The organism is Paraburkholderia sp. RL18-101-BIB-B (assembly GCF_046026985.1).
In the GTDB taxonomy this organism is placed as follows: Bacteria; Pseudomonadota; Gammaproteobacteria; order Burkholderiales; family Burkholderiaceae; genus Paraburkholderia.
Window position 1 is genome coordinate 22,543 of sequence record NZ_JARESV010000064.1, and the last position, 19,858, is coordinate 42,400.

The following is a 19,858-nucleotide window of genomic DNA, read 5'->3' on the forward strand; positions in this document are numbered from 1 at the left end:
ACGCTCCAATCCATGCTTCGATTCGAAAACCTCAGCAAGCGCTACGGCGAACGCCTCATCTTTCAGGGATTGCATTACGACACGGCATCAGGATGCGTCGCGTTAAACGATGAGTCCGGCAGCGGCAAGTCGACATTGCTCGGCATCCTCGCGGGCACGATCGAGCCCGATACGGGCGAAGTGTGGCTCGGCGGCCATTCGCTGCGCAGTGCACCGCTCGCCGCGCAATCCGTACTCACCTACGTGCCCGAAGACTGCATGCCTTATTCGGATCAGACCGGACGCGAGTATCTGAGCAAAGTGGCATCGGCGAGAAACACCACCGTAACCGCTGACACGCTGTCGCTCGCGGACCGCTTCGGCCTCACGCCGCATCTCGACAAACGCTTTGAACAGATGTCGTTCGGTACGCGCAAGAAGTTTTTCCTGACGGCTGCCGTGCTTGGCGAAACCCAGGTGCTGATCGCGGATGAACCCGTCGGCGGACTCGACGCCGCCGCACGCGCCGTGCTGGTCGATCTGTTCAAGACACTGGCGCAAACGCGCACGGTGTTCTTCTCGAGCTACGACGAGGTCTTTACGGATGCGTGCGAGGCGCGCAGCATCAACTTCGCCGACTTGGGTAGGCACGACTAACGCGCCCTTGCATGCCACTTGGCAGCGCCACAAACAGCGCGAGCGAAACGGCATCCCGGCGTTCACTCGCGCATACGAAGCGCTTATACCGCCACGCAAATCTTCCCGAAGTGAGCGCCGGATTCCTCGTGCGAAAACGCCTCGCCGAGTTTCTCCAGTTCGAACGTGCTGTCGATCACCGGCTTGATGCCCATCACTTCGAGCGCCCGGATCATATCGCGCTGATCCTGACGGCTACCGACGATCAAACCCTGCAAACGCTGCTGCCGCGCCATCAGCGCCGCGGTCGGCACCGGCCCTGCCCGTCCGGTCAACACGCCGATCAGCGCGATATGCCCGCCGATCCGGCAGGCGGTGATCGACTGCGGCAAAGTCCCCGGACCGCCCACTTCGATCACATGATCGACACCGCGGCCATCAGTCAGCGAGCGGACCTGCTTGCCCCATTCGGGAGTGTCGCGATAGTTGATCGTGTGATCGGCTCCGAGCTCGTGAAGTCTGGCGAGCTTCGCGTCCGATGAAGACGTGGCAATCACCGAAGCGCCCATCGCTTTGGCCATCTGCAAGGCGAAAATAGACACGCCGCCGGTACCGAGCACGAGCACCGTATTGCCGGCCTTCAACTGGCCGTCCACGACGAGCGCGCGCCATGCGGTGAGCCCGGCTGTGGTCAACGTTGCGGACTCGGCGTGGCTATAGCCGCGCGGAGCGTGCGTGAAGTAGTGGCTCGGCAGCACGACGGCTTCGCGTGCGTAGCCGTCGATGCCGTCGCCGGGTGTGGTCTTGAAATCGGCGATGGCAGGCGGCCCGTTTTCCCAGAACGGGAAGAAGCACGACACCACGTGATCGCCCGCTTTGAATTCCGACACGCCCGCGCCGACTGCCTCGACGACGCCCGCGCCGTCCGCCATCGGAATCCGCCCTGCGTCCGCCGGCAGATTGCCGCTCACCACGCCGTAGTCGTGAAAATTCAAGGAGTTCGCGTGAATGCGCACGCGAATCTGGCCCGCCGCGGGCTGACCGGGATCGGCGATGTCGACGACCTGGAGATTGGCGACAGTGGCGGGCGAACCGATTTTGACGGCTTTCATGTTTCAGTTCCTCTGTGAGTTGCGCCGGCGCGTTAGGCGTCGCGGCGAAATGCTCGCAAAAGAATACCGCAAGCTTGCTCAGCGCGTCGTCGGACGCGCACAGGCTAGCGCGGGCGAAACGCGCGCTGAAAGCTCATCATGAGTGGGGGAAGTCCCTTCACGGCGCCCGTGAATGGCACGGGGCGCTCGCGAGGATCATGCATTCATTTGACGGTCTGAATGACTTCGAAGCCTTCGAATTCCGGATGCCCGAGATAGAGCACCCGGTTGTCGCCACCTGCGCTGCGATGCGCGGCGCGAAAGGCGTCGGATTTCGTCCACGCCTCGAACGACGCGTAGTCCTTCCAGATCGTATGGCTGGAATAGAGAACGTGATCGTCCTTCTGTGGACCCTTCAGCAGATGAAATTCCACGAAACCCGGCACTTCTTTCAGGTGCGTATCGCGCGTGGTCCACAGATGTTCGAAGGCGGCTTCGGATCCGGGCGTCACTTTGAAACGGTTCATGGCAATGTACATGCTGAAGGCCTCTTTGCAGTCACGATGTATCTGACGGCTTGCCGGACTCGAACGACACGTTCCCGCAAACCCGTCAGGCGGCCTTTCATTATATGCGCGCCATTCTTCCTACCGATGTCACGACTGCGAGCCACCCAGGCGATCCGATCGCATCCGCGTTCAGGCCGCCTTGTCCTGCGCCACCTGTTCGAGCCAGAGACGGCTGTCGGGAAACCAGAATGCGTCCGGCCGCGGCGGCGACACGAGCTTTACCGGCAGCGACGGGTTGAATATTCTGGACCATGCCGACAGATAGGACGGCGTCTTCACCAGATAACCGCAACGGGACAACAGCAGACTGGAGACGAGCGCTTCACGGCCGATTTCGAGTCCCGGATAGCCGCTGAAATGAACCGGCGTATTGCCATACGCGAGCAATTTAGCGGGAGCGACTTTGACCGGCTTGCTAAACGGCCAGGCGACGAAAAAGTCCAGAAACGCCTGTTCGTCGCTTGAAACGAAGACGTTGTCGAGGTGCGGATTTTCCGCAAGCGTCGTTTCTACGTGGCGGCAGAAATCGCCCCATGAAACCGGGATGGCCTCAAGCGATTTATCCGTGCCTCTGAAATGCGCACCGAGCGTGGACGCGCCGATCTCGAGCTTCTGGCAGATCGCTTCGACTTCATCGCCGATATGGCCGGCTGGCCGGTAATGTGCGAAGAATAGTTCGCTGGCGCTGTTGAGTTGAAGCTGAGTCTCGTAGCGTTGACGAAACCCAAGCTGGACCAGATCGCGAACCGTCGACTTTCTCACCTTGTGCGTGAACGGCGCCGCCGCCTTGCCATTCACGGACTCGAAGAAGGACGAGAACCAGTCGATCGCTCCTGCAGCGTCTCCGTAGAGGCCGCCGCGCGCGCTGATGCACGGCGTCAGACACTTCTCGTCGCAATACATCAGAATAAACAGGACCATCTGCATCACGGAGAAAAAACCAGAGTTCTCCTGAATTTCGATGGCGAAGATTCCCCTGTTTAATCGCTGCGTGGCATGAAGTGAAATGCGACGTGGTGTGGCGACCGAATGCTTGAACCCCTCGCTGCGTCGGATCTGTTTCGCCCGATCGACTACTTTTCTTAGCATGCCCGGCTCCTAATGAAATCTAGGTATTTTTAAATTCGCACGCGTCTATGCATGAAGAAGTTCATGACGTCCGAGCATAACATCTCAAACGCCTGGGGCGAGTAAGTTCCGCGTGTCTTAGTGAGCTAGCGCACAAAGGAATCGGTAAGACTTCCCCGTGAGTTGCGGCGGTTGCATGACGTGGGCGAAGCCATGCAACGTCGGACGATAAGACGGTGTGCGGGAGGCATCCAAACGGCAACGCGCGAACAGTAATGGTTTATCCGTATGACACGTTCAGCAAGAATGCGATAGGCAGACAACCCGCGTGTGGTGACTACTCTCGCTTCTCCAGTTTCACCACCGTCAGCGCCCCGTCCACCTCGTCCGCGACGAAGTCGATCCTGTCGCCGGACTTGACCCGCGAGAGCATTGCCGCGTCCTTCACCTTGAACACCATCGTCATCGCATCCATGCCGAGGTTTTCCAGAGGACCATGTTTTATGGTCAGTTTGCCGGCAGTTTTATCCACCTTCCTGATTTCACCATGAGACATCGCGGCTTGCGCACTGGCGTGCGCGCTCGCCGCTGCGTCAGTGGTTTCACCCGCCGCGTACGCCGAAGTGAAAACCATGATCACGCAACCAATCACCATCGAAGCCAACCCATTCTTCATCTCACACACTCCCACGTTAAATACGATCCACACGGCCAACCTGCTGCCGCCGCTGCCGCTGCCGACGTCAACCGTCCGGCAGTTCACCGGTATATTCATAAGCCACCGTTCCCCTCGGATGCCTGAACCAGCCCGGATCACGGTAGTCGTTGCGGCCCAGCCCTTCACGCACTTTCACCACCGTAAACATGCCGCCCATTTCCAGTGCGCCGAATGGGCCAGTGCCGGTCATCATCGGAAGTGTGTTGTCGGGCAGTGGCATCTCCATTGCCCCCATCGACCCGCCGGTACTGCCCATCGCCATGTAGTCGGGCACCAGCCGGTTGATGCGTTTGGCGAGGTCTTGCTGCGGCACGCCGATCATGCTCGGGACCTGATGCCCCATCGCGTTCATCGTGTGATGAGACTTGTGGCAATGAAATGCCCAATCGCCGGGACGATTCGCGGTGAACTCGATGGCGCGCATCTGCCCGACCGCGACATCGGCGGTGACCTCGGGCCAGCGCGCGGACGGCGGAATCCAGCCGCCGTCGGTGCCCACCACTTCGAAGTGGTAGCCGTGCAGATGAATCGGGTGATTCGTCATGGTCAGATTGCCGACGCGAATCCGCACACGATCGCCCGCCCGCACCGGCAATGAATCGATGCCCGGAAACACGCGCGCATTCCACGTCCACATGTTGAAGTCGGTCATCTCGTTGACGCGCGGTGTGAAGCTGCCGGGGTCGATGTCATAAGCGGACATGATGAACACGAAGTCGCGGTCCACCTGCATCACGCCGGGATCTTTCGGATGGACGATGAACGTCCCCATCATGCCCATCGCCATCTGCACCATCTCGTCGGCGTGCGGGTGATACATGAAGGTGCCGTGCTTCTCCAGCTGAAACTCGTAGACGAAGGTCTTGCCCGGTGGAATGTGCGGCTGCGTGAGGCCGCCCACGCCGTCCATGCCGCACGGCAGCAGCATGCCGTGCCAGTGGACCGTGGTGTGCTCCGGCAACCGGTTGGTCACGAAGATGCGCACCTTGTCGCCTTCGACCGCCTCGATGGTCGGCCCCGGCGCCTGGCCGTTGTAGCCCCACAGATTCGCGCTCATGCCGGGCGCGAGTTCGCGCACCACCGGTTCGGCGATCAGATGAAACTCCTTCCAGCCGTTCTTCATGCGCCACGGCAACGACCATCCGTTGAGCGTGGCGACCGGCATGTACGGCCGGCCACTCGACGGCGCGCGCGGCGGCTGCATCGAGGCTGTGGCCATCGTGGGTGCTTCGGGCAGCGACGCGGCGCCGGCCTTGCTCACCAGCGCGGCTCCCAGCAAAGCGGCGCCCGAGCCGCTCATAAAATGTCGACGTGACATCATGCTATTGACCTTCGGATTCAGTGGACGACGCCGTTTGCGTCGTGGAGGCGAGTGGCGTCGCGTTAGTGGCAACCGGCAAACGGCCGCCGAGTGCCTGTTGCAAATCGGCCTGCGCGAGCCAGTAGTCCTTCAGCGCGTCGATAGCGCTATTCACCGCGCCGATCTGGTCACGTGAATCGGCGAGCAGTTCGAACACGCTTGCGAGCATTCCGTTGTAGCGAAGCAGCAACTCGTCGGAGATGGTCTTGCGCAGCGGCACGACTTCGTCGCGATAGTGCTTCGCGAGGTCGTAGTCGGACACGTAGGCGGAATACGCTTCGCGCACCTCGGAACGCGCGTTGATCGCGGTCTGTGCGACGCGATTCGCCGACTGCATGTAGATCGCTTCGGCACGCGCGACTTTGGCGCTGCCCCAATCGAAAACCGGAATCTCGACGCCGATCTCGTAGCCCTGCTCGCGCCCGTCGGAAGTCGTGAAATTGTTCTGATAGCCGACGTCCAGCACGTTGATGAAACGCGTCGCTTTGCTTAAGCCCAGTGAACTGGCCACGCTTTGCGTTTGCAGTTTCGAGGCCTGGATGTCGAGCCTGTTTTGCATCGCAAAGGTTTCCAGATCGCGCAACTCCGGGCGTGTGGCAGGCAGATCCGGCAGACGCTCGGGCAGTGCGTAGTGCGCTTGCGAACCCCAGAGGCCCATCACGCGAGTGAGCTTTTCTCGCGCGGACACCGACTGCTGTTGCGCTCTTGCCACTTGCGCGATGGCTTCCGCGTAGAAGGCCTGCTCGCGCGCGTAATCGAGCTTGCTGAAGTTGCCGGCCTGCTGCATGCGCCATGCGAGTTCGGCACTGGCCTCGGCCGCGTCCTTCACCTGCTCCGCGTAGGCGGCCGATTGCGTGGCAGCGACTGCGCGGAGGTAGGCGCGCCGCGCATCGGCGGCGACCTCGAGCATGGCGTTGGCGGCCAGCAAGCGAGTCTGTTCGAAACGGCGGCTTTCGATGCGCGTCGTCAACGGCATCGTCAATACGCGCAACATGCCGAGCGTGAACGTGCGGCTGATACTCAGGTCATCGCCACCATGCGTGCGGCTGAACGAGAAGCCGGGATTCGGCAAGCGCCCGACCTGAACGAGGTCCGCTTCGGCGATGCCCAGTTCGCTGTACGAGGCCTGCAAACCGCGGTTGTTCAGCAGCGCGATCTGGACGGCGGCGTCCATGCCGAGCGGCGCGGAAAGCAGTTCTCGCGTGCGGTTGGCGACGGCATTTCGATCCTCGTCGGTCTTTATCAGTACGGCGTCTTTGCCGAGCCGCTCGGACGCGGCGGTCGACACCGTGCCGAAGCCGCCGTCGTTCGAGAACGTCGCGCAGCCGGCGAGCAGCGTCACCGCGATGGCAATTCCAATTGTGCGGGTGGCTGGAAACAGGCACGGCCTCATTTTTCCGCCCCTTCGCGGTCAGAACCGTGGCCGTCTTCTTTAGCGTCAGCGCTGCTCGACTGCATCGAACCGTGGCTCGCTCCAGCGTGCCCCGCTGGATTCGTCACCTCGCGATTGAGCGCTTGCCAGCTCGGCGCTTGCTGCTCACGGTATGGGCGATAGTCGGCCAGCGCGGAGGGCGCATCGATCGCCGGCACGGATGCCGCCGGGTCCGTCGGCTCGGGAAGTATGGGTGTAGCATGCGCGAGCGTCGGCAGACATGCCGTCGCGCCGAGCAGCGCCGCAATGAACGTTCGCATGATTCGTCTCGTCAAGTACGGCCATGACGGACGACGCACAGCCGTCCATCAAGGCGAAATGGAACAACGCAGCGTGAGGCTGCGAAAGAACTAGACGAGAGAAATGCGGGGAGGCCGTTCGACGCCGCCGGTCAGAAACGACGCGACGCGGACAGTGGGAGGCAGGGGAACAGCGAAATGAACCGCGTTGGCGGACGGGGACGCAACGGGCGTGATCGGCAGCGCGCCGCCGAAACAGCAGGACGCGCAAGTGGAGCACGCGTGCGCATGATGCTCGCCGCCCGCGGAACCATGATGCTGAAGATGGGTACTGCCGCTATTGTCGGCTTGCTTGGCCATCATCGCGACATGGTCGTGATGCTGGGCCATTGCACCGCCTGCCTCATGGCGCGCGGGCGTCGCATCGCCCACGGAATGCGAGGACTCGCATTTCATGGAGACGGCCGCGAACGACTGAACCGGGAGGCTCAGCACAAGCAGCACGACAGTGAAGAGTTTGCGCCAGTAAGACATGGGTACGAAGTCTAGCACGCAGGTTTGCAAAATCGTAAGGCTGGGACGATGCCGCGCGTGATGGCTTTGCGTACGCGGCTACGGTTTTCAGCCAATCACGAAAACCTGCTTGACCTTACCGCCGTGGGAAGGTCCACGCTTGAGTCATGACTTTTCATTGGAGGTAGGAAATGGAATTTGCCATCCCGGATATGTCGTGCGGCGGTTGCGCCAACGCCATCACGCGTGCAGTCACGAGTCTCGACCCTGCAGCGAAGCTCGAAGTCGATGTCCCCGTTAAAATCGTCAAGGTCACGTCGACGCTGGCAGCCGAACAACTCATCGAGGCCATCGAGGCGGCGGGCTTTCATCCGTCGCTGAGAGCCTGATGGACAACCTTTTTCCCAACGGACAATCACAATGAAAAAACTTCGCGCCTTTCGTGCCCTTTACCTCTTCAGCGGCTTTGCGTTTGCTGTCGCGGCCGTGCCCGTCCACGCCCAGCAACCGGCCGCCATGCCCGGCATGGACATGTCCAAGTCAGCGGATGCAGGCTCCGGCGATGCGACGCAAGCTTTCAAGGCCGCCGACGACAAGATGATGCAGGACATGAGCGCCGACTATACGGGCAACGCCGACAAGGACTTTGTCGCACACATGATTCCGCATCATCAAGGGGCGATCGAAATGGCGCAGGTCGAGTTGAAGTACGGCAAGGATCCGGCGCTGAAGCGGCTGGCCAGAAACATCATCAAGGCGCAGCATGACGAGATCGCATTCATGAAGAGTTGGCAGGCGAAGCATGGGGTGAAGTGAGGGCCCGGCGCGATTCGAAGGAGACGATCATGACCGACACTCAGCGGCTCAATTACCTACGCGTCGCGCTGGTCTTGACGGGCATCACGTCCATTGGACTTTACCCGCTAATGATCGTCTGGCCCGACGGTTGGGTCTGGCATACGGGACATTCGGAATATCCCCTGATGATTGTCGGCATGTACGCCACGCTGGGTGTGTTCCTGATTTTCGCGGCCCTGAATCCACTCGCTCATCTGAGCCTCATCTGGGTTCGCGGTGTGGTCGAGCGTGGTGCATGGCGGGATCATGGCGATCCAGGCCCTGATGAATGCCCCGTACCGCGGCCATCTTCTCGGAGACGTGCCGGCGCTTTTACTCGCGGCGCTCGTTTTAGGGCTGCTCACTCCCCGCGGCGACAAAGCCAGATTTCTACGGGAGTGACGCTAATTTCAGATTCTTGCCGCTTCGCCTACACGGCCGTGGCGTCTAAGCACCTCTTTCATCGAACGCACCGTCCACGCCGCCTGCCGCCGCAACGGCAGCAGCAGAAACACCAGCCATCTCACCCCGGCTCCGCCGCCACCCCGCCGGCGGCATCCCGAACTCCCGCTTGAAAGCCCGATTGAACGCCGCCTCCGACTCGTACCCTACCTGATCCGCCACCGCCGCCAGCGACTTCGTCCCGCCACGCAACTCCTGCGCGGCGATCTGCAAACGCCAATGCGCGAGATACTGCATAGGCGGCTGACCGAGCAACTGCGTAAATCGCTGCGCCAGCGCGGACCGGGACAAGCCCGCTTTGCGCGCCAGTTCGTCGACTGTCCAACCATGCGCCGGCTGCGCATGCATCAGCGCGAGCGCACGACCGACAAACCGATCCCCCACGCCCGCCAGCCAGCCTTTCCGGTCGGACGGCAGCGCATCGATGCAACGCCGCACCGCCTCCACGAAAAGCAGTTCCGATAGACGCGCGAGAACGATCGCGCTGCCTACGCGCCATTCCGCCGCCTCGGCCGCCGCGAACCGTAACGACGATTCGAGCCACGCGGACTGCGGGTCGTTGCGCATGTCGACCTTGAAGATGCGCGGCAGCGCGGACAGCACCGGGTTGCTCAACGTGTCGTCGCACGCGAGAAAGCCGCACACCAGACGCGTGCGCTCTCCACCACCGCCGTAGCGAAGCGCCATCAACTGTCCCGGTGAATTCCGCAGCTGACTCTCGAGCAATTCGCCGGTGGGTCCAGGCGTGATGTCGAGCGAACTGCCGAGCAGATGCGCTTCGCCTTGCGGCACGACGAGCAGTTCGCCGGCAGCGACGTAAATGGCGGATTCAGGGTCGTCCGGGAGCGCAGCCCAGCAGCCGCCCTCGGTGATCAGGTGGTAGGAGACGATACGTTCCGCTGGGGGAAGGAAACTGCCGCACAACGCTGCGTTCGCCTGGCCGTACAAACACCAGGGTGCAGTGAAGTCGCCGTTTAGATACACCGCACCACCAAGGCGAACCAGGCGGAGGACGTCGGAGAGCGCATCCATCATTGTTTCCAGGAACTTCGGCGTCCTGCACAAAAGATCTGGACGCCTGGTCATTCATCGATTCAACAGCCGCACTGATACTAGCATCCATGCGAATCCCTTACAACAATGCTAAGGAATCTTGAATGAATCGAATACTTAACGTCAGTTAAGGAGGCACCACATGAATTCGTAAGTCCTGGCGCAATAACACTAGCGTGCATCGCACAAATTTTTCTCTGGAGCATCCCCATGTCTGAAGTCCATTCTTCTTCATCACACACCTCCGAATTCGCTGACGTCAAAGCGCGCCAGCACGCCGCGTGGGAAACGGGCAATTACGCCGTCGTCGGCACGACGTTGCAGATCGTCGGAGAAAATTTGTGCGAGGCACTCGATCTACGCGCCGGCAGCCGCGTGCTCGATGTCGCGGCCGGCAACGGCAATGGCACGCTCGCCGCCGCGCGCCGCTGGTGCGATGTCGATTCGACCGACTACGTGGCCTCGCTGCTCGACGCGGGTCAGGCTCGCGCGCGAGCGGAAGGTCTGACAACGGTGCAGTTCCGCGAAGCCGACGCCGAAGCGCTGCCCTACGCGGACGCCACCTTCGATGTCGTCATGTCGACCTTCGGCGTCATGTTCACGCCCAATCAGGAGAAGGCGGCAAGCGAACTGGCGCGCGTGTGCAAACCCGGCGGCAAGATCGGTCTCGCGAACTGGACGCCCGATAGCTTCATCGGCCAGGTGTTCAAGACGATCGGCAAATACCTGCCTCCGCCGCCTGGCCTCAAGTCGCCGGCATTGTGGGGCACCAGGGCGCGGCTCGACGAACTCTTTCACGGGAATGTGCGGAGTGTCGCCGTAACGAGCCGCGAATTCATGTTCCGTTACCGCTCGCCCGCGCATTGGCTCGAGGTATTCCGGACTTATTACGGCCCCATCAACAAGGCATTCGCCGCGATGGACGACGAACGGCAAGCGGCCTTCCAGCGCGATCTCATGACGCTGATGGAAAGCCGCAACCGTTCCGGCGACGGGACACTCGTGCTGCCCAGCGAGTATCTCGAGATCGTGATGGTGCGGCAATGAACGGGGTCGGCCGCGTACTGGCCGGCGCGGCTGTCTACTTTTTCAATCGATGGCCAAAGGCCAGCGTCGTCGGCTTGCGGTGTATGTCGCTGGCTTTCGGCCTGCCGCTGTTTTCGTCCGTTTGCTTCTTCGGTCTTCGGTTCGTTCTCGCCAGCTTCGGGCTGATGTCTTAGGCTTCACCGTTGCATCAAACCCGATTTTTCCCGGCTTCGTCCTTTCCGGACGAAACCGGATGTCCGCAAGGTCGCGTGACCGTTTGACTTCGCGCCGTTGTCAAACCGTCACGACGATCTTGCCCAATTGTTCGTTCGACTCCAGAAAGCGATGCGCGTCGACGATGCGCTCGAACGGAAATGTGGCGGCAATGACCGGCTTCAGTGACCCCGCCGCGAGTCCATCGAGAATGAACGCCTTGGCGGCCGCCAGGCGCGCCGGATCGCTCAGGATCTCGTGCACGAGGTAGCCGCGCAGCGTGAGTGACTTGCTCAGCACGGTGAACAACGGGAACGGCGTCGGCTCGGCGCTCAGGCCGCCGAATTCGATGAGCATGCCGCCGCGAGACATCGCCGCCGTGAGCGGCTCGAATATCGGACCGCCGATCGGATCCAACACCACCCTCACGCCGTCCGGCCCGGCAACGTCTCTCAATCTGGCAGCCAAATCTTCCTCAGCCGAAGCGATCACATGAGCCGCGCCCTGCTCGAGCAAAGCCGCCTTCTTGGCAGACGTCCGCGTCACGGCAATCGGGTTCGCGCCGACCATGTTGGCGATCTGGATCGCGGCCAGACCGACGCTGCTCGATGCCGCAGTCACAGCAACCCACTCGCCCCGCCTCAGTCCGGCAATGTCGATCAACGCGCCGTAGGCAGTCAGGTAGGGCATCCAAAGGGCCGCGGCTACCTCCCAACCGAGCGACGACGGGTGCTTGACCACACGCCCCGCCGGCACATTGATCAGCTCGGCATGAGCCGGCCAGCGTACCATCGATACCGGCGGCACGATGCTGACGGCATCGCCGGACGCGAAATCCCCCACACCCGCACCGACCGCTGCGACCACGCCCGCCGCCTCGAGCCCGAGACCGGACGGCAACGCCGGTGTCTCGATGTAGGTGCCCGCGCGCAGCAACGCCTCGGCGCGGTTCAGGCCCAACGCCTTCACACGAATCTGAACTTCGCCCGCTGCGGGCCGTGGAACCTCCACGTCTTCGATACGCAGCACGTCGGGCCCACCATGCCGATCAAAACGGATCGCGCGCGCCATATAGCCTCCACTCGGAATCAATTGAACCGAATACACTATGACAGCCCGCATCAGCGGGATAAATGACGCAATAACTAGAACAGTCGAAACCGGAGCTTCCGAATATGGATCGCCTCATGAGCATGGCCGTGTTCGTCAAAGCCGTCGATCTGGGCTCGTTCGCGGCCGCGGCGGACGCGCTGGCCCTGTCGGGACCAATGGTCGGCAAGCACGTGCGGTTTCTGGAGGAGCGCCTGGGCGTGCGGCTCATCACGCGAACGACGCGCCGCCAGAGCCTGACGGAGTTCGGCCGCGCCTACTATGAGCGCTGCCGCGTCGTGCTCGCCGAAGCCGACGCGGCCGATGCGCTCGCCGCCGACCAGCTTGCCGAGCCACGCGGCAAGCTGCGTGTCACGATGCCGGTGCACTTCGGCAGACGCTGCGTCGCGCCCGTCCTGCTGGCGTTCGCACGACATAATCCGGCACTGGAACTGGATCTGTCGTTCAACGACCGCTTCACGGATCTCGCCGAGGACGACTACGATCTCGCCATCCGGACCGGCGAACTGGAGGACAAGGCGGGGGTGATAGCGCGGCGCATCGCGCGTCAACACATGATCGTGTGCGCGTCGCCGTCGTATCTGGAGATGCATGGCGAGCCACGGCGGATAGAGGAACTCGGCGGACATCAGGCGATCATCTACCGACGCTCCGGCCGGATTCGCCCATGGCTGTTTCCGCAAACCGGCCACCCGCCGATAGCGATCACGCCGCCGAACCGATTGCGGCTCGACGACCTCGACGCAATCGCCGACGCCGCGACCACGGGCATGGGTCTGGCGTGGCTCCCCTCGTGGCTGGTGCGCGAGCGCATTCAGGCGGGCGAGCTCGTGCAGGTGCTGCCGGATCAGCCGGCGTTTCTCTACGACGCCTACGCGCTCTGGCTGCAAACACCTCACTTGCCGCGCAAGGTGCGTCTGGCGGTCGACGCATTGGTCGATGCGTTACCCCGGCTCATGACGTGAACGGTCCGCTTCGTTTTACTGGACACGCCTGCGCAAGCGCGATAAAGCACCCGTGACGTTGCGCACATGATGGCTCCCGGATAGATGGGAGAACCACATGTTCACGCGCACACACGAAACGCAGTCGACAACGAACCTCGCCAGCATGAGCAATCAGGCCACCACCCCCAAAGAGGAAAAAAAAGAGAGCACTGCGCAGCCCTCGGTGTCGTCAAAGATCGCGGCGTTCGAAGCACTGAAGCAGCCGCCGACGCGCTCGCCGGCGGACGTCACGCCGCACACGCCATCGGCCAGCTTCGCGCTCACGTCCGGCGCAAGCAACAAACAGCCGCAGGGACAATCCACGGCCACGAGCGCGAGCACGACCACAGGTGCGAAGGCCGGGCCGCCGCCAATCAAACCGAAGCCGCAGGGACTGACCGTGAAGACATCGAGTCTGGCCGGCCACTCCGGCAATGCTCGAACATCCAGCACGAACGACGCCGAGGCGCCGGCGCGCAACGAAGAAGAATCGAACGCGACGGTGAGCGGTCCCTCCGTGTCGAATCGCAACGACCCGCCGGCCTCTTTCCGCCTGGCCAAAGCATCTACTGCAAACGTGCAATCCGCCTCGACGTCCAGTTCGAGCACCTCAGCGCCTACCGAGGTCTCCAGCGTCGCGCCCACGCACGCGATTGGACCGACCTCGGCCACGAGCAACGTCGGCGCGGCTGCAAACGTCGCCTCCGCTCACCACGACGACCGGACGCCCGCGGAAATACAGCACGCCTTCAAGACAAGCGGCCTGTTGATCCGTACGCTGCAAATGAAGAACGCGCACCACGAGTTCCACAACTGCAACGTCTCGATCGACGCTGCCCGCGAACAGGCAAAAACGGGCGGACACGGCGGCCTGCGCAAATGGTCATTGGCCCACGCGGAACTCGAGCCGCAGTACTACAAGATGGGCGCTAACGTGTCCACCTTGGCCCGTCCGTGTGCGGTTCTCGCGATGCCCGACCTGGTCGGCAATCACGTGGTCGGCGTGTATGAGAAAGACCATTCCTCGGGCGGCATCACAGATACGATGAAACCCCTCACGCCGGACGACAGGAAGAAGCAGATAGGCGGCCTTCTCGGCACGCTGAAATCCAATCAGGCGCAGCACGGCTCGCTGGAAAATTCGGAGATTCAGACGGTCGGCATCGCGCCGGGCAGTATCGCCGCCTTGATGTTCGATCCCATGTCGGGGCAGGCAGGCAGGACGACATGGCAGAACAGCAAGCCGAAGTTCGAAGAGATGCTGTCAAAAGCGGGACCGGAATTTCACGGCCGCAACTTCCCTGTCTTCACCTTTGCCAGCAAGGGCGGCCGGACGGAGTTGACGCATATCGACACGCTGAGAGCGTCACCTCCACCGGCGGCGAGCGGGCCTTCGACAGACTAACAAGCGAATCGGCGCGTTCGCGCCGGCCGCCTCATCTTTCCTGCGGTACCCGCACCCAGCCTTCCATCAGCACCCGCGCGCTGCGGCTCATGATCGCCTTGATGACCGTCCACTCGCCGCCGCTTTCGCTCGCCTCGGCGCCGACCCGCAGCGTTCCCGAAGGATGTCCGAAGCGCACCGACTCCTTCGCGCCGCCGCCCGCCGCGAGATTCACGAGGGTCCCCGAAATCGCCGCCGCCGTGCCGATCGCGACCGCCGCCGTGCCCATCATCGCGTGATGCAGCTTGCCCATCGACATTGCCCGCACCAGCAGATCGACGTCGCCCGCGCCGATGCGCTTGCCGCTCGACGCCACGTAGTCAGCCGGCTTCGCGACGAACGCGACCTTCGGCGTATGCTGGCGCGTCGCGATCTCGTCGAGATGCTTGATCAGCCCCATGCGCAGCGCGCCGTGCGCGCGGATCGTCTCGAACATCGCGAGCGCCTTGTCGTCGCTATTGATCGCGTCCTGCAACTCCGTGCCCTTGTAGCCAATCGACTCGGCGTCGACGAAGATGGTCGGAATGCCCGCGTTGATCATCGTCGCCTTCAGCGTGCCGACGCCGGGCACTTCCAGATCGTCCACCAGGTTACCGGTCGGGAACATCGAGCCGCCCGCGCCCTCTTCTTCCGCTGCGGGGTCCATGAATTCGAGCTGCACTTCCGCCGCCGGGAACGTCACGCCGTCGAGTTCGAAGTCGCCGGTTTCCTGCACGGCGCCATCGGTCATCGGCACGTGTCCGATGATCGTCTTGCCGATGTTCGCCTGCCAGATGCGCACGGTCGCCACGCCGTCACGCGGAATCCGGCTCGGATCGACAAGCCCCGCGCTGATCGCGAACGGCCCGACGGCGGCCGAGAGATTGCCGCAATTGCCGGTCCAGTCGACGAAGGCCTTATCGATCGACACCTGGCCGAACAGATAGTCCACATCGTGATCGGGCCGGCTGCTTTTGGCGATGATCACCGTCTTGCTGGTGCTCGACGTCGCGCCGCCCATGCCGTCGATCTGCTTGCCGTACGGATCGGGGCTGCCGATCACGCGCATCAGCAGCGCGTCGCGTGCGGCGCCGGGCACCTGGGCCGCTTCGGGCAAGTCTTGCAGGCGGAAGAACACGCCTTTACTGGTGCCGCCACGCATGTAGGTGGCCGGAATCTTGATCTGGGGTTGGTGGGCCATGAAAGTCCTGTCCTGATGAGAGCGGGTGTCATGGCCTATCGCGCCATATCACCCGTCCCGCGTTAAAACGTTCGTCGCATCGAGCGAAGCGATCTAAAAACCAGCCAGCCTCAAGCCGCCTTCTTCGACGACTCGAGAAAGTCCTGCGCAAAGCGTTGCAGCACACCGCCGGCTTCGTAGATGGAAACCTCTTCGGCGGTATCGAGCCGGCACGTCACCGGCACCTCGACCCGCTCGCCGTTCTTGCGCTGGATCACCAGTGTGAGGTCCGCGCGCGGCTTGCGCTCGCCGACCACGTCAAAGGTTTCCGTGCCGTCGATTGCCAGCGTGAGCCGGTTCACACCAGGCTTGAACTCCAGCGGCAGCACGCCCATGCCCACCAGATTCGTGCGGTGAATCCGCTCGAATCCTTCGGCGACGATCGCTTCCGCGCCGGCAAGACGCACGCCCTTCGCCGCCCAGTCTCGCGACGAACCCTGCCCATAGTCGGCGCCGGCAATCACGATCAGCGGCTGCTTGCGCTCCATGTAGGTTTCGATGGCTTCCCACATGCGCGTGACCTTGCCTTCGGGCTCGATACGCGCCAGCGAACCCGCCTTCACCTTGCCGTCTTCGAGCACCATCTCGTTCTTCAGCGTCGGGTTCGCGAAGGTGGCGCGCTGCGCCGTCAGGTGATCGCCACGGTGCGTCGCGTAGGAATTGAAGTCCTCTTCCGGCAAGCCCATCTTCGCCAGATATTCGCCCGAGGCGCTGTCCGCCAGAATCGCGTTGGACGGCGACAGGTGATCGGTCGTGATGTTGTCGCCGAGCACGGCGAGCGGACGCATGCCCTTGAGCGAGCGCTCGCCCGCGAGCGCACCTTCCCAATACGGCGGACGGCGAATGTACGTGCTCATCGGGCGCCAGTCGTAGAGCGGATTGGCTTTCTCGCCCGTGTCGACAGAAACGGCGAACATCGGCTCGTATACCTTGCGGAATTGCTCCGGCTTCACGCTCGACGCGACGATCGCATCGATCTCCGCATCCGATGGCCAGATGTCCTTCAGCGTGACCGCATGGCCGTCGGCATCGATACCGAGCACGTCCTTCTCGATGTCGAAACGGATCGTGCCCGCAATCGCATACGCCACCACCAGCGGCGGCGACGCGAGGAAAGCCTGCTTCGCGTACGGATGGATACGGCCGTCGAAGTTGCGATTGCCCGACAGCACGGCGGTCGCATACAGATCACGCTCGACGATCTCTTTCTGGAGCACCGGATCCAGCGCACCGGACATGCCGTTACACGACGTGCACGCATACGCGACCACGCCGAAGCCCAGTTGCTCCAGCTCGGGCAGCAACCCGGCTTCTTCCAGATACAACGTGACCGCCTTCGAGCCCGGCGCGAGCGAGGTCTTCGCCCACGGCTTGCGAGTCAGTCCGCGCCGGTTCGCATTACGCGCGAGCAAACCCGCAGCGATCATATTGCGCGGATTGTTGGTGTTCGTGCAGCTCGTGATCGCGGCGATGATCACCGCGCCATCCGGCATCAGGCCCGGCTCGTTCTCCACCTTGCCGCTGATGCCGCGCGCCGCCAGTTCCGACACCGGCAACCGGCGATGCGGGTTCGACGGGCCGGCGAGCGTGCGCACCACTGTCGACAGATCGAACTTCAGCACGCGTTCGTATTCGGCCTGCGCAAGGCTGTCGGCCCACAGGCCGGTTTCCTTCGCGTAGGTTTCCACCAGCTTGACGAGTTCGTCGTCGCGGCCGGTGAGCTTCAGATACTTGATGGTCTGTTCGTCGATGTAGAACATCGCGGCCGTGGCGCCGAATTCGGGCGCCATGTTGGCGATGGTCGCGCGGTCGCCGAGCGTCAGCTTGGCCGTGCCCGCGCCGAAAAACTCGAGGTACGCGCCGACCACTTTTTCCTTGCGCAGGAATTCGGTCAGCGAGAGCACGACGTCGGTCGCCGTGATGCCTTCAGCCGGCTTGCCCGTCAGTTCCACGCCGACGATATCCGGCAGGCGCATATACGACGCGCGGCCCAGCATCACGCTTTCCGCTTCGAGCCCGCCCACGCCGATCGCGATCACGCCGAGCGCGTCCACCATCGGCGTATGCGAGTCGGTGCCGACCAGCGTATCGGGAAACGCGACGCCGTCTTTCACCTGCACGACCGGGCTCATGCGCTCCAGGTTGATCTGGTGCAGGATGCCGTTGCCCGGCGGAATCACGTCGACGTTCTTGAACGCGCGCTTGGTCCAGTTGATGAAGTCGAAGCGGTCTTCGTTACGGCGGTCTTCGATTGCGCGGTTCTTCGCAAACGCGTCCGGATCGAAACCACCGCACTCGACGGCGAGCGAATGGTCCACCACGAGTTGTGTCGGCACCACCGGATTGACCATCGCCGGATCGCCGCCTTGCGCGGCAATCGCGTCGCGCAGGCCGGCAAGGTCGACCAGAGCGGTCTGGCCGAGAATGTCATGACACACCACGCGCGCCGGGAACCACGGAAAATCCAGTTCGCGCTTGCGTTCGATGATCTGCCTGAGCGACGCGTTCAACGTGACCGGATCGCAACGGCGCACTAGGTTTTCGGCCAGCACGCGCGACGTGTACGGCAGCTTGTCGTAAGCGCCGGGCTGGATCGCGTCGACCGCGGCGCGCGTGTCGAAGAAATCGAGCTGGGTGCCGGGAAGGCGTTTGCGGTTTGCAGTATTCATGGCGTAGGGGACAAAACAGTAATGATCCGGGGACGATGGCGGCGGCCGATCACGTCGGCGGCCCCTTTTTTAATCGCGTCTCCCTGGCGGGCCAGTCAGGCAGTACGTGTAGTTTAGCTTGCGGCGGCGTGCTGGTCGGGTTTGCGCGCGGCCACGTTAATGCGCCGCAAAAAACGGCCTCGGCCCGGGGTTTCAGCGAGCCAAGGCCCAACTTCATTGCGCCGCGCTCTTAAGACGCAATGGAGGAGAAACGCTTGCATTCGCGCGGCTACGCGTTCACGCGCCCGACTTCGATAAAAGGCACCCTCAAACGCGCTTCGCGAGCGGCACGAACGGCAGGTCGTCAGGTCCGGTGTAATTCGCGCTCGGACGGATGATCTTGTTGTCGACGCGCTGCTCGATGATGTGCGCGCTCCAGCCGGCCGTGCGCGAGATCACGAAGAGCGGCGTGAACATGGCCGTGGGCACGCCCATCATGTGATACGAGACCGCGCTGAACCAGTCCAGATTCGGGAACATCTTCTTCGCGTCCCACATCACCGACTCCAGCCGCTCGGCGATATTGAACAGCTTGCTGTTGCCCGCTTCCTTCGAGAGCTTCTTCGCGATTTCCTTGATGACCTTGTTGCGCGGGTCGGAGATCGTGTACACCGGGTGGCCGAAACCGATCACCACTTCCTTGTTCTCGACGCGACGGCGGATGTCCGCTTCGGCTTCATCCGGCGTCTGGTAGCGCGACTGGATCTCGAACGCGACTTCATTGGCGCCGCCGTGCTTCGGCCCGCGCAGCGCGCCGATCGCGCCGGTGATCGCCGAATAGATGTCCGATCCCGTGCCCGCGATCACGCGACCCGCAAAGGTCGACGCGTTGAACTCGTGCTCGGCGTACAGGTTCAGCGACACGTGCATCGCGTCGACCCACGCCTTCGACGGCTCCACGCCGTGCAGCAGATGCAGGAAGTGGCCTCCGATCGAATCGTCGTCGGTTTCCACTTCGATGCGCTTGCCGTTGTGCGAATAGTGATACCAGTAGAGCAGCATCGAGCCGAGCGAGGCCATCAGCTTGTCGGCGATGTCGCGCGCGCCCGGCAGGTTGTGATCGTCCTTCTCCGGCAGCACGGTGCCGAGCACCGACACGCCGGTGCGCATCACGTCCATCGGATGGGCGGCGGCCGGAATCCATTCGAGCGCGGCCTTGACGTTGGCGGGCAGGCCGCGCAGCGCTTTCAGCTTG

General features: G+C 62.7%; 20 protein-coding genes and 1 pseudogene. 8 read left to right on the plus strand and 13 right to left on the minus strand.

The genetic code is table 11. From position 1 onward, the window contains the following. Positions 1-12: 12 nt before the first annotated feature. Positions 13-636 (plus strand): ABC transporter ATP-binding protein, encoded by a 624-nt coding sequence (locus tag P0D73_RS41590; RefSeq protein ID WP_408177876.1) that lies wholly within the window; start codon positions 13-15, stop codon positions 634-636. Between the two features lie 83 nt (positions 637-719). Here the strand turns inward: P0D73_RS41590 and P0D73_RS41595 are convergent, their stop codons facing one another. The 8 genes from P0D73_RS41595 to P0D73_RS41630 all read right to left on the minus strand — a co-directional run bounded on the left by P0D73_RS41595 (position 720) and on the right by P0D73_RS41630 (position 7,626). Continuing rightward, positions 720-1,727 (minus strand): zinc-dependent alcohol dehydrogenase family protein, encoded by a 1,008-nt coding sequence (locus tag P0D73_RS41595; protein WP_408177875.1) that lies wholly within the window; start codon positions 1,725-1,727, stop codon positions 720-722. A 203-nt stretch (positions 1,728-1,930) separates the two neighbouring features. Then, on the minus strand, positions 1,931-2,245 hold the full coding sequence (gene hmuQ / locus P0D73_RS41600; protein WP_310816162.1) for a heme-degrading protein HmuQ: 315 nt from the start codon (positions 2,243-2,245) through the stop codon (positions 1,931-1,933). A 159-nt stretch (positions 2,246-2,404) separates the two neighbouring features. Further along, on the minus strand, positions 2,405-3,364 hold the full coding sequence (locus P0D73_RS41605) for an O-fucosyltransferase family protein (RefSeq protein ID WP_408177874.1): 960 nt from the start codon (positions 3,362-3,364) through the stop codon (positions 2,405-2,407). A gap of 316 nt (positions 3,365-3,680) precedes the next feature. Further along, positions 3,681-4,019: a copper-binding protein gene (locus P0D73_RS41610; RefSeq protein ID WP_408177898.1), complete on the minus strand. Its 339-nt coding sequence runs from the start codon at positions 4,017-4,019 to the stop codon at positions 3,681-3,683. 67 nt (positions 4,020-4,086) lie between these two features. After that, positions 4,087-5,382 (minus strand): multicopper oxidase family protein, encoded by a 1,296-nt coding sequence (locus P0D73_RS41615; protein WP_408177873.1) that lies wholly within the window; start codon positions 5,380-5,382, stop codon positions 4,087-4,089. Between the two features lies 1 nt (position 5,383). Then, positions 5,384-6,814 carry a TolC family protein gene (locus P0D73_RS41620; protein ID WP_408177872.1) on the minus strand — a complete coding sequence of 477 codons (1,431 nt, stop codon included), beginning with the start codon at positions 6,812-6,814 and terminating at the stop codon, positions 5,384-5,386. Continuing rightward, complete coding sequence (locus P0D73_RS41625) at positions 6,811-7,113, minus strand: hypothetical protein (protein ID WP_408177871.1); 303 nt, start codon at positions 7,111-7,113, stop codon at positions 6,811-6,813. Before P0D73_RS41625 ends, P0D73_RS41620 begins: the two co-directional genes overlap by 4 nt. 90 nt (positions 7,114-7,203) lie before the next feature. After that, on the minus strand, positions 7,204-7,626 hold the full coding sequence (locus tag P0D73_RS41630) for a hypothetical protein (RefSeq protein ID WP_408177870.1): 423 nt from the start codon (positions 7,624-7,626) through the stop codon (positions 7,204-7,206). Between the two features lie 170 nt (positions 7,627-7,796). Between P0D73_RS41630 and P0D73_RS41635 the strand changes: the two genes are divergently transcribed. The 4 genes and pseudogenes from P0D73_RS41635 to P0D73_RS41650 all read left to right on the plus strand — a co-directional run bounded on the left by P0D73_RS41635 (position 7,797) and on the right by P0D73_RS41650 (position 8,844). Further along, on the plus strand, positions 7,797-7,994 hold the full coding sequence (locus tag P0D73_RS41635) for a heavy-metal-associated domain-containing protein (protein WP_132381944.1): 198 nt from the start codon (positions 7,797-7,799) through the stop codon (positions 7,992-7,994). 31 nt (positions 7,995-8,025) lie between these two features. After that, positions 8,026-8,421: a CopM family metallochaperone gene (gene copM / locus P0D73_RS41640; protein ID WP_408177869.1), complete on the plus strand. Its 396-nt coding sequence runs from the start codon at positions 8,026-8,028 to the stop codon at positions 8,419-8,421. Positions 8,422-8,531: 110 nt separating this feature from the next. After that, positions 8,532-8,612: pseudogene (locus tag P0D73_RS41645) on the plus strand (DUF6632 domain-containing protein); the annotation flags it as partial. A 115-nt stretch (positions 8,613-8,727) separates the two neighbouring features. After that, on the plus strand, positions 8,728-8,844 hold the full coding sequence (locus tag P0D73_RS41650) for a hypothetical protein (RefSeq protein WP_408286585.1): 117 nt from the start codon (positions 8,728-8,730) through the stop codon (positions 8,842-8,844). A gap of 45 nt (positions 8,845-8,889) precedes the next feature. Here P0D73_RS41650 and P0D73_RS41655 read toward each other — a convergent pair whose 3' ends face one another. Next, positions 8,890-9,936, minus strand: a complete 1,047-nt coding sequence (locus P0D73_RS41655) for an AraC family transcriptional regulator (RefSeq protein ID WP_132381938.1) — start codon at positions 9,934-9,936, stop codon at positions 8,890-8,892. Between the two features lie 231 nt (positions 9,937-10,167). Here P0D73_RS41655 and P0D73_RS41660 point away from each other — a divergent pair, with 231 nt between their 5' ends. Then, on the plus strand, positions 10,168-11,004 hold the full coding sequence (locus P0D73_RS41660; RefSeq protein WP_408177867.1) for a class I SAM-dependent methyltransferase: 837 nt from the start codon (positions 10,168-10,170) through the stop codon (positions 11,002-11,004). Positions 11,005-11,277: 273 nt separating this feature from the next. Here the strand turns inward: P0D73_RS41660 and P0D73_RS41665 are convergent, their stop codons facing one another. Next, positions 11,278-12,267, minus strand: coding sequence for a zinc-dependent alcohol dehydrogenase family protein (locus P0D73_RS41665; protein WP_408177866.1), 990 nt, complete (start codon positions 12,265-12,267; stop codon positions 11,278-11,280). A 104-nt stretch (positions 12,268-12,371) separates the two neighbouring features. Between P0D73_RS41665 and P0D73_RS41670 the strand changes: the two genes are divergently transcribed. Beyond that, positions 12,372-13,271: a LysR family transcriptional regulator gene (locus P0D73_RS41670; protein WP_408177865.1), complete on the plus strand. Its 900-nt coding sequence runs from the start codon at positions 12,372-12,374 to the stop codon at positions 13,269-13,271. Positions 13,272-13,368: 97 nt separating this feature from the next. Beyond that, positions 13,369-14,697 (plus strand): hypothetical protein, encoded by a 1,329-nt coding sequence (locus P0D73_RS41675; RefSeq protein WP_408435666.1) that lies wholly within the window; start codon positions 13,369-13,371, stop codon positions 14,695-14,697. A 31-nt stretch (positions 14,698-14,728) separates the two neighbouring features. Here the strand turns inward: P0D73_RS41675 and prpF are convergent, their stop codons facing one another. The 3 genes from prpF to prpC form a co-directional block, all read right to left on the minus strand. Next, on the minus strand, positions 14,729-15,916 hold the full coding sequence (gene prpF, locus P0D73_RS41680; protein ID WP_408177863.1) for a 2-methylaconitate cis-trans isomerase PrpF: 1,188 nt from the start codon (positions 15,914-15,916) through the stop codon (positions 14,729-14,731). 110 nt (positions 15,917-16,026) lie between these two features. Next, positions 16,027-18,624 carry a Fe/S-dependent 2-methylisocitrate dehydratase AcnD gene (gene acnD / locus P0D73_RS41685; protein WP_408177862.1) on the minus strand — a complete coding sequence of 866 codons (2,598 nt, stop codon included), beginning with the start codon at positions 18,622-18,624 and terminating at the stop codon, positions 16,027-16,029. Positions 18,625-18,930: 306 nt separating this feature from the next. After that, positions 18,931-19,858 (minus strand): bifunctional 2-methylcitrate synthase/citrate synthase (gene prpC / locus P0D73_RS41690; protein WP_408435668.1); only part of this gene is annotated, 928 nt, incomplete at its 5' end.

Bases quoted from the DNA above. Each gene is read 5' to 3' on its own strand.
- P0D73_RS41590 (WP_408177876.1), top strand. From the start codon at position 13: ATGCTTCGATTCGAAAACCTCAGCAAGCGCTACGGCGAACGCCTCATC.
- P0D73_RS41595 (WP_408177875.1), bottom strand. From the start codon at position 1,727: ATGAAAGCCGTCAAAATCGGTTCGCCCGCCACTGTCGCCAATCTCCAG.
- hmuQ (WP_310816162.1), bottom strand. From the start codon at position 2,245: ATGTACATTGCCATGAACCGTTTCAAAGTGACGCCCGGATCCGAAGCC.
- P0D73_RS41605 (WP_408177874.1), bottom strand. From the start codon at position 3,364: ATGCTAAGAAAAGTAGTCGATCGGGCGAAACAGATCCGACGCAGCGAG.
- P0D73_RS41610 (WP_408177898.1), bottom strand. From the start codon at position 4,019: ATGAAGAATGGGTTGGCTTCGATGGTGATTGGTTGCGTGATCATGGTT.
- P0D73_RS41615 (WP_408177873.1), bottom strand. From the start codon at position 5,382: ATGATGTCACGTCGACATTTTATGAGCGGCTCGGGCGCCGCTTTGCTG.
- P0D73_RS41620 (WP_408177872.1), bottom strand. From the start codon at position 6,814: ATGAGGCCGTGCCTGTTTCCAGCCACCCGCACAATTGGAATTGCCATC.
- P0D73_RS41625 (WP_408177871.1), bottom strand. From the start codon at position 7,113: ATGCGAACGTTCATTGCGGCGCTGCTCGGCGCGACGGCATGTCTGCCG.
- P0D73_RS41630 (WP_408177870.1), bottom strand. From the start codon at position 7,626: ATGTCTTACTGGCGCAAACTCTTCACTGTCGTGCTGCTTGTGCTGAGC.
- P0D73_RS41635 (WP_132381944.1), top strand. From the start codon at position 7,797: ATGGAATTTGCCATCCCGGATATGTCGTGCGGCGGTTGCGCCAACGCC.
- copM (WP_408177869.1), top strand. From the start codon at position 8,026: ATGAAAAAACTTCGCGCCTTTCGTGCCCTTTACCTCTTCAGCGGCTTT.
- P0D73_RS41650 (WP_408286585.1), top strand. From the start codon at position 8,728: ATGAATGCCCCGTACCGCGGCCATCTTCTCGGAGACGTGCCGGCGCTT.
- P0D73_RS41655 (WP_132381938.1), bottom strand. From the start codon at position 9,936: ATGGATGCGCTCTCCGACGTCCTCCGCCTGGTTCGCCTTGGTGGTGCG.
- P0D73_RS41660 (WP_408177867.1), top strand. From the start codon at position 10,168: ATGTCTGAAGTCCATTCTTCTTCATCACACACCTCCGAATTCGCTGAC.
- P0D73_RS41665 (WP_408177866.1), bottom strand. From the start codon at position 12,267: ATGGCGCGCGCGATCCGTTTTGATCGGCATGGTGGGCCCGACGTGCTG.
- P0D73_RS41670 (WP_408177865.1), top strand. From the start codon at position 12,372: ATGGATCGCCTCATGAGCATGGCCGTGTTCGTCAAAGCCGTCGATCTG.
- P0D73_RS41675 (WP_408435666.1), top strand. From the start codon at position 13,369: ATGTTCACGCGCACACACGAAACGCAGTCGACAACGAACCTCGCCAGC.
- prpF (WP_408177863.1), bottom strand. From the start codon at position 15,916: ATGGCCCACCAACCCCAGATCAAGATTCCGGCCACCTACATGCGTGGC.
- acnD (WP_408177862.1), bottom strand. From the start codon at position 18,624: ATGAATACTGCAAACCGCAAACGCCTTCCCGGCACCCAGCTCGATTTC.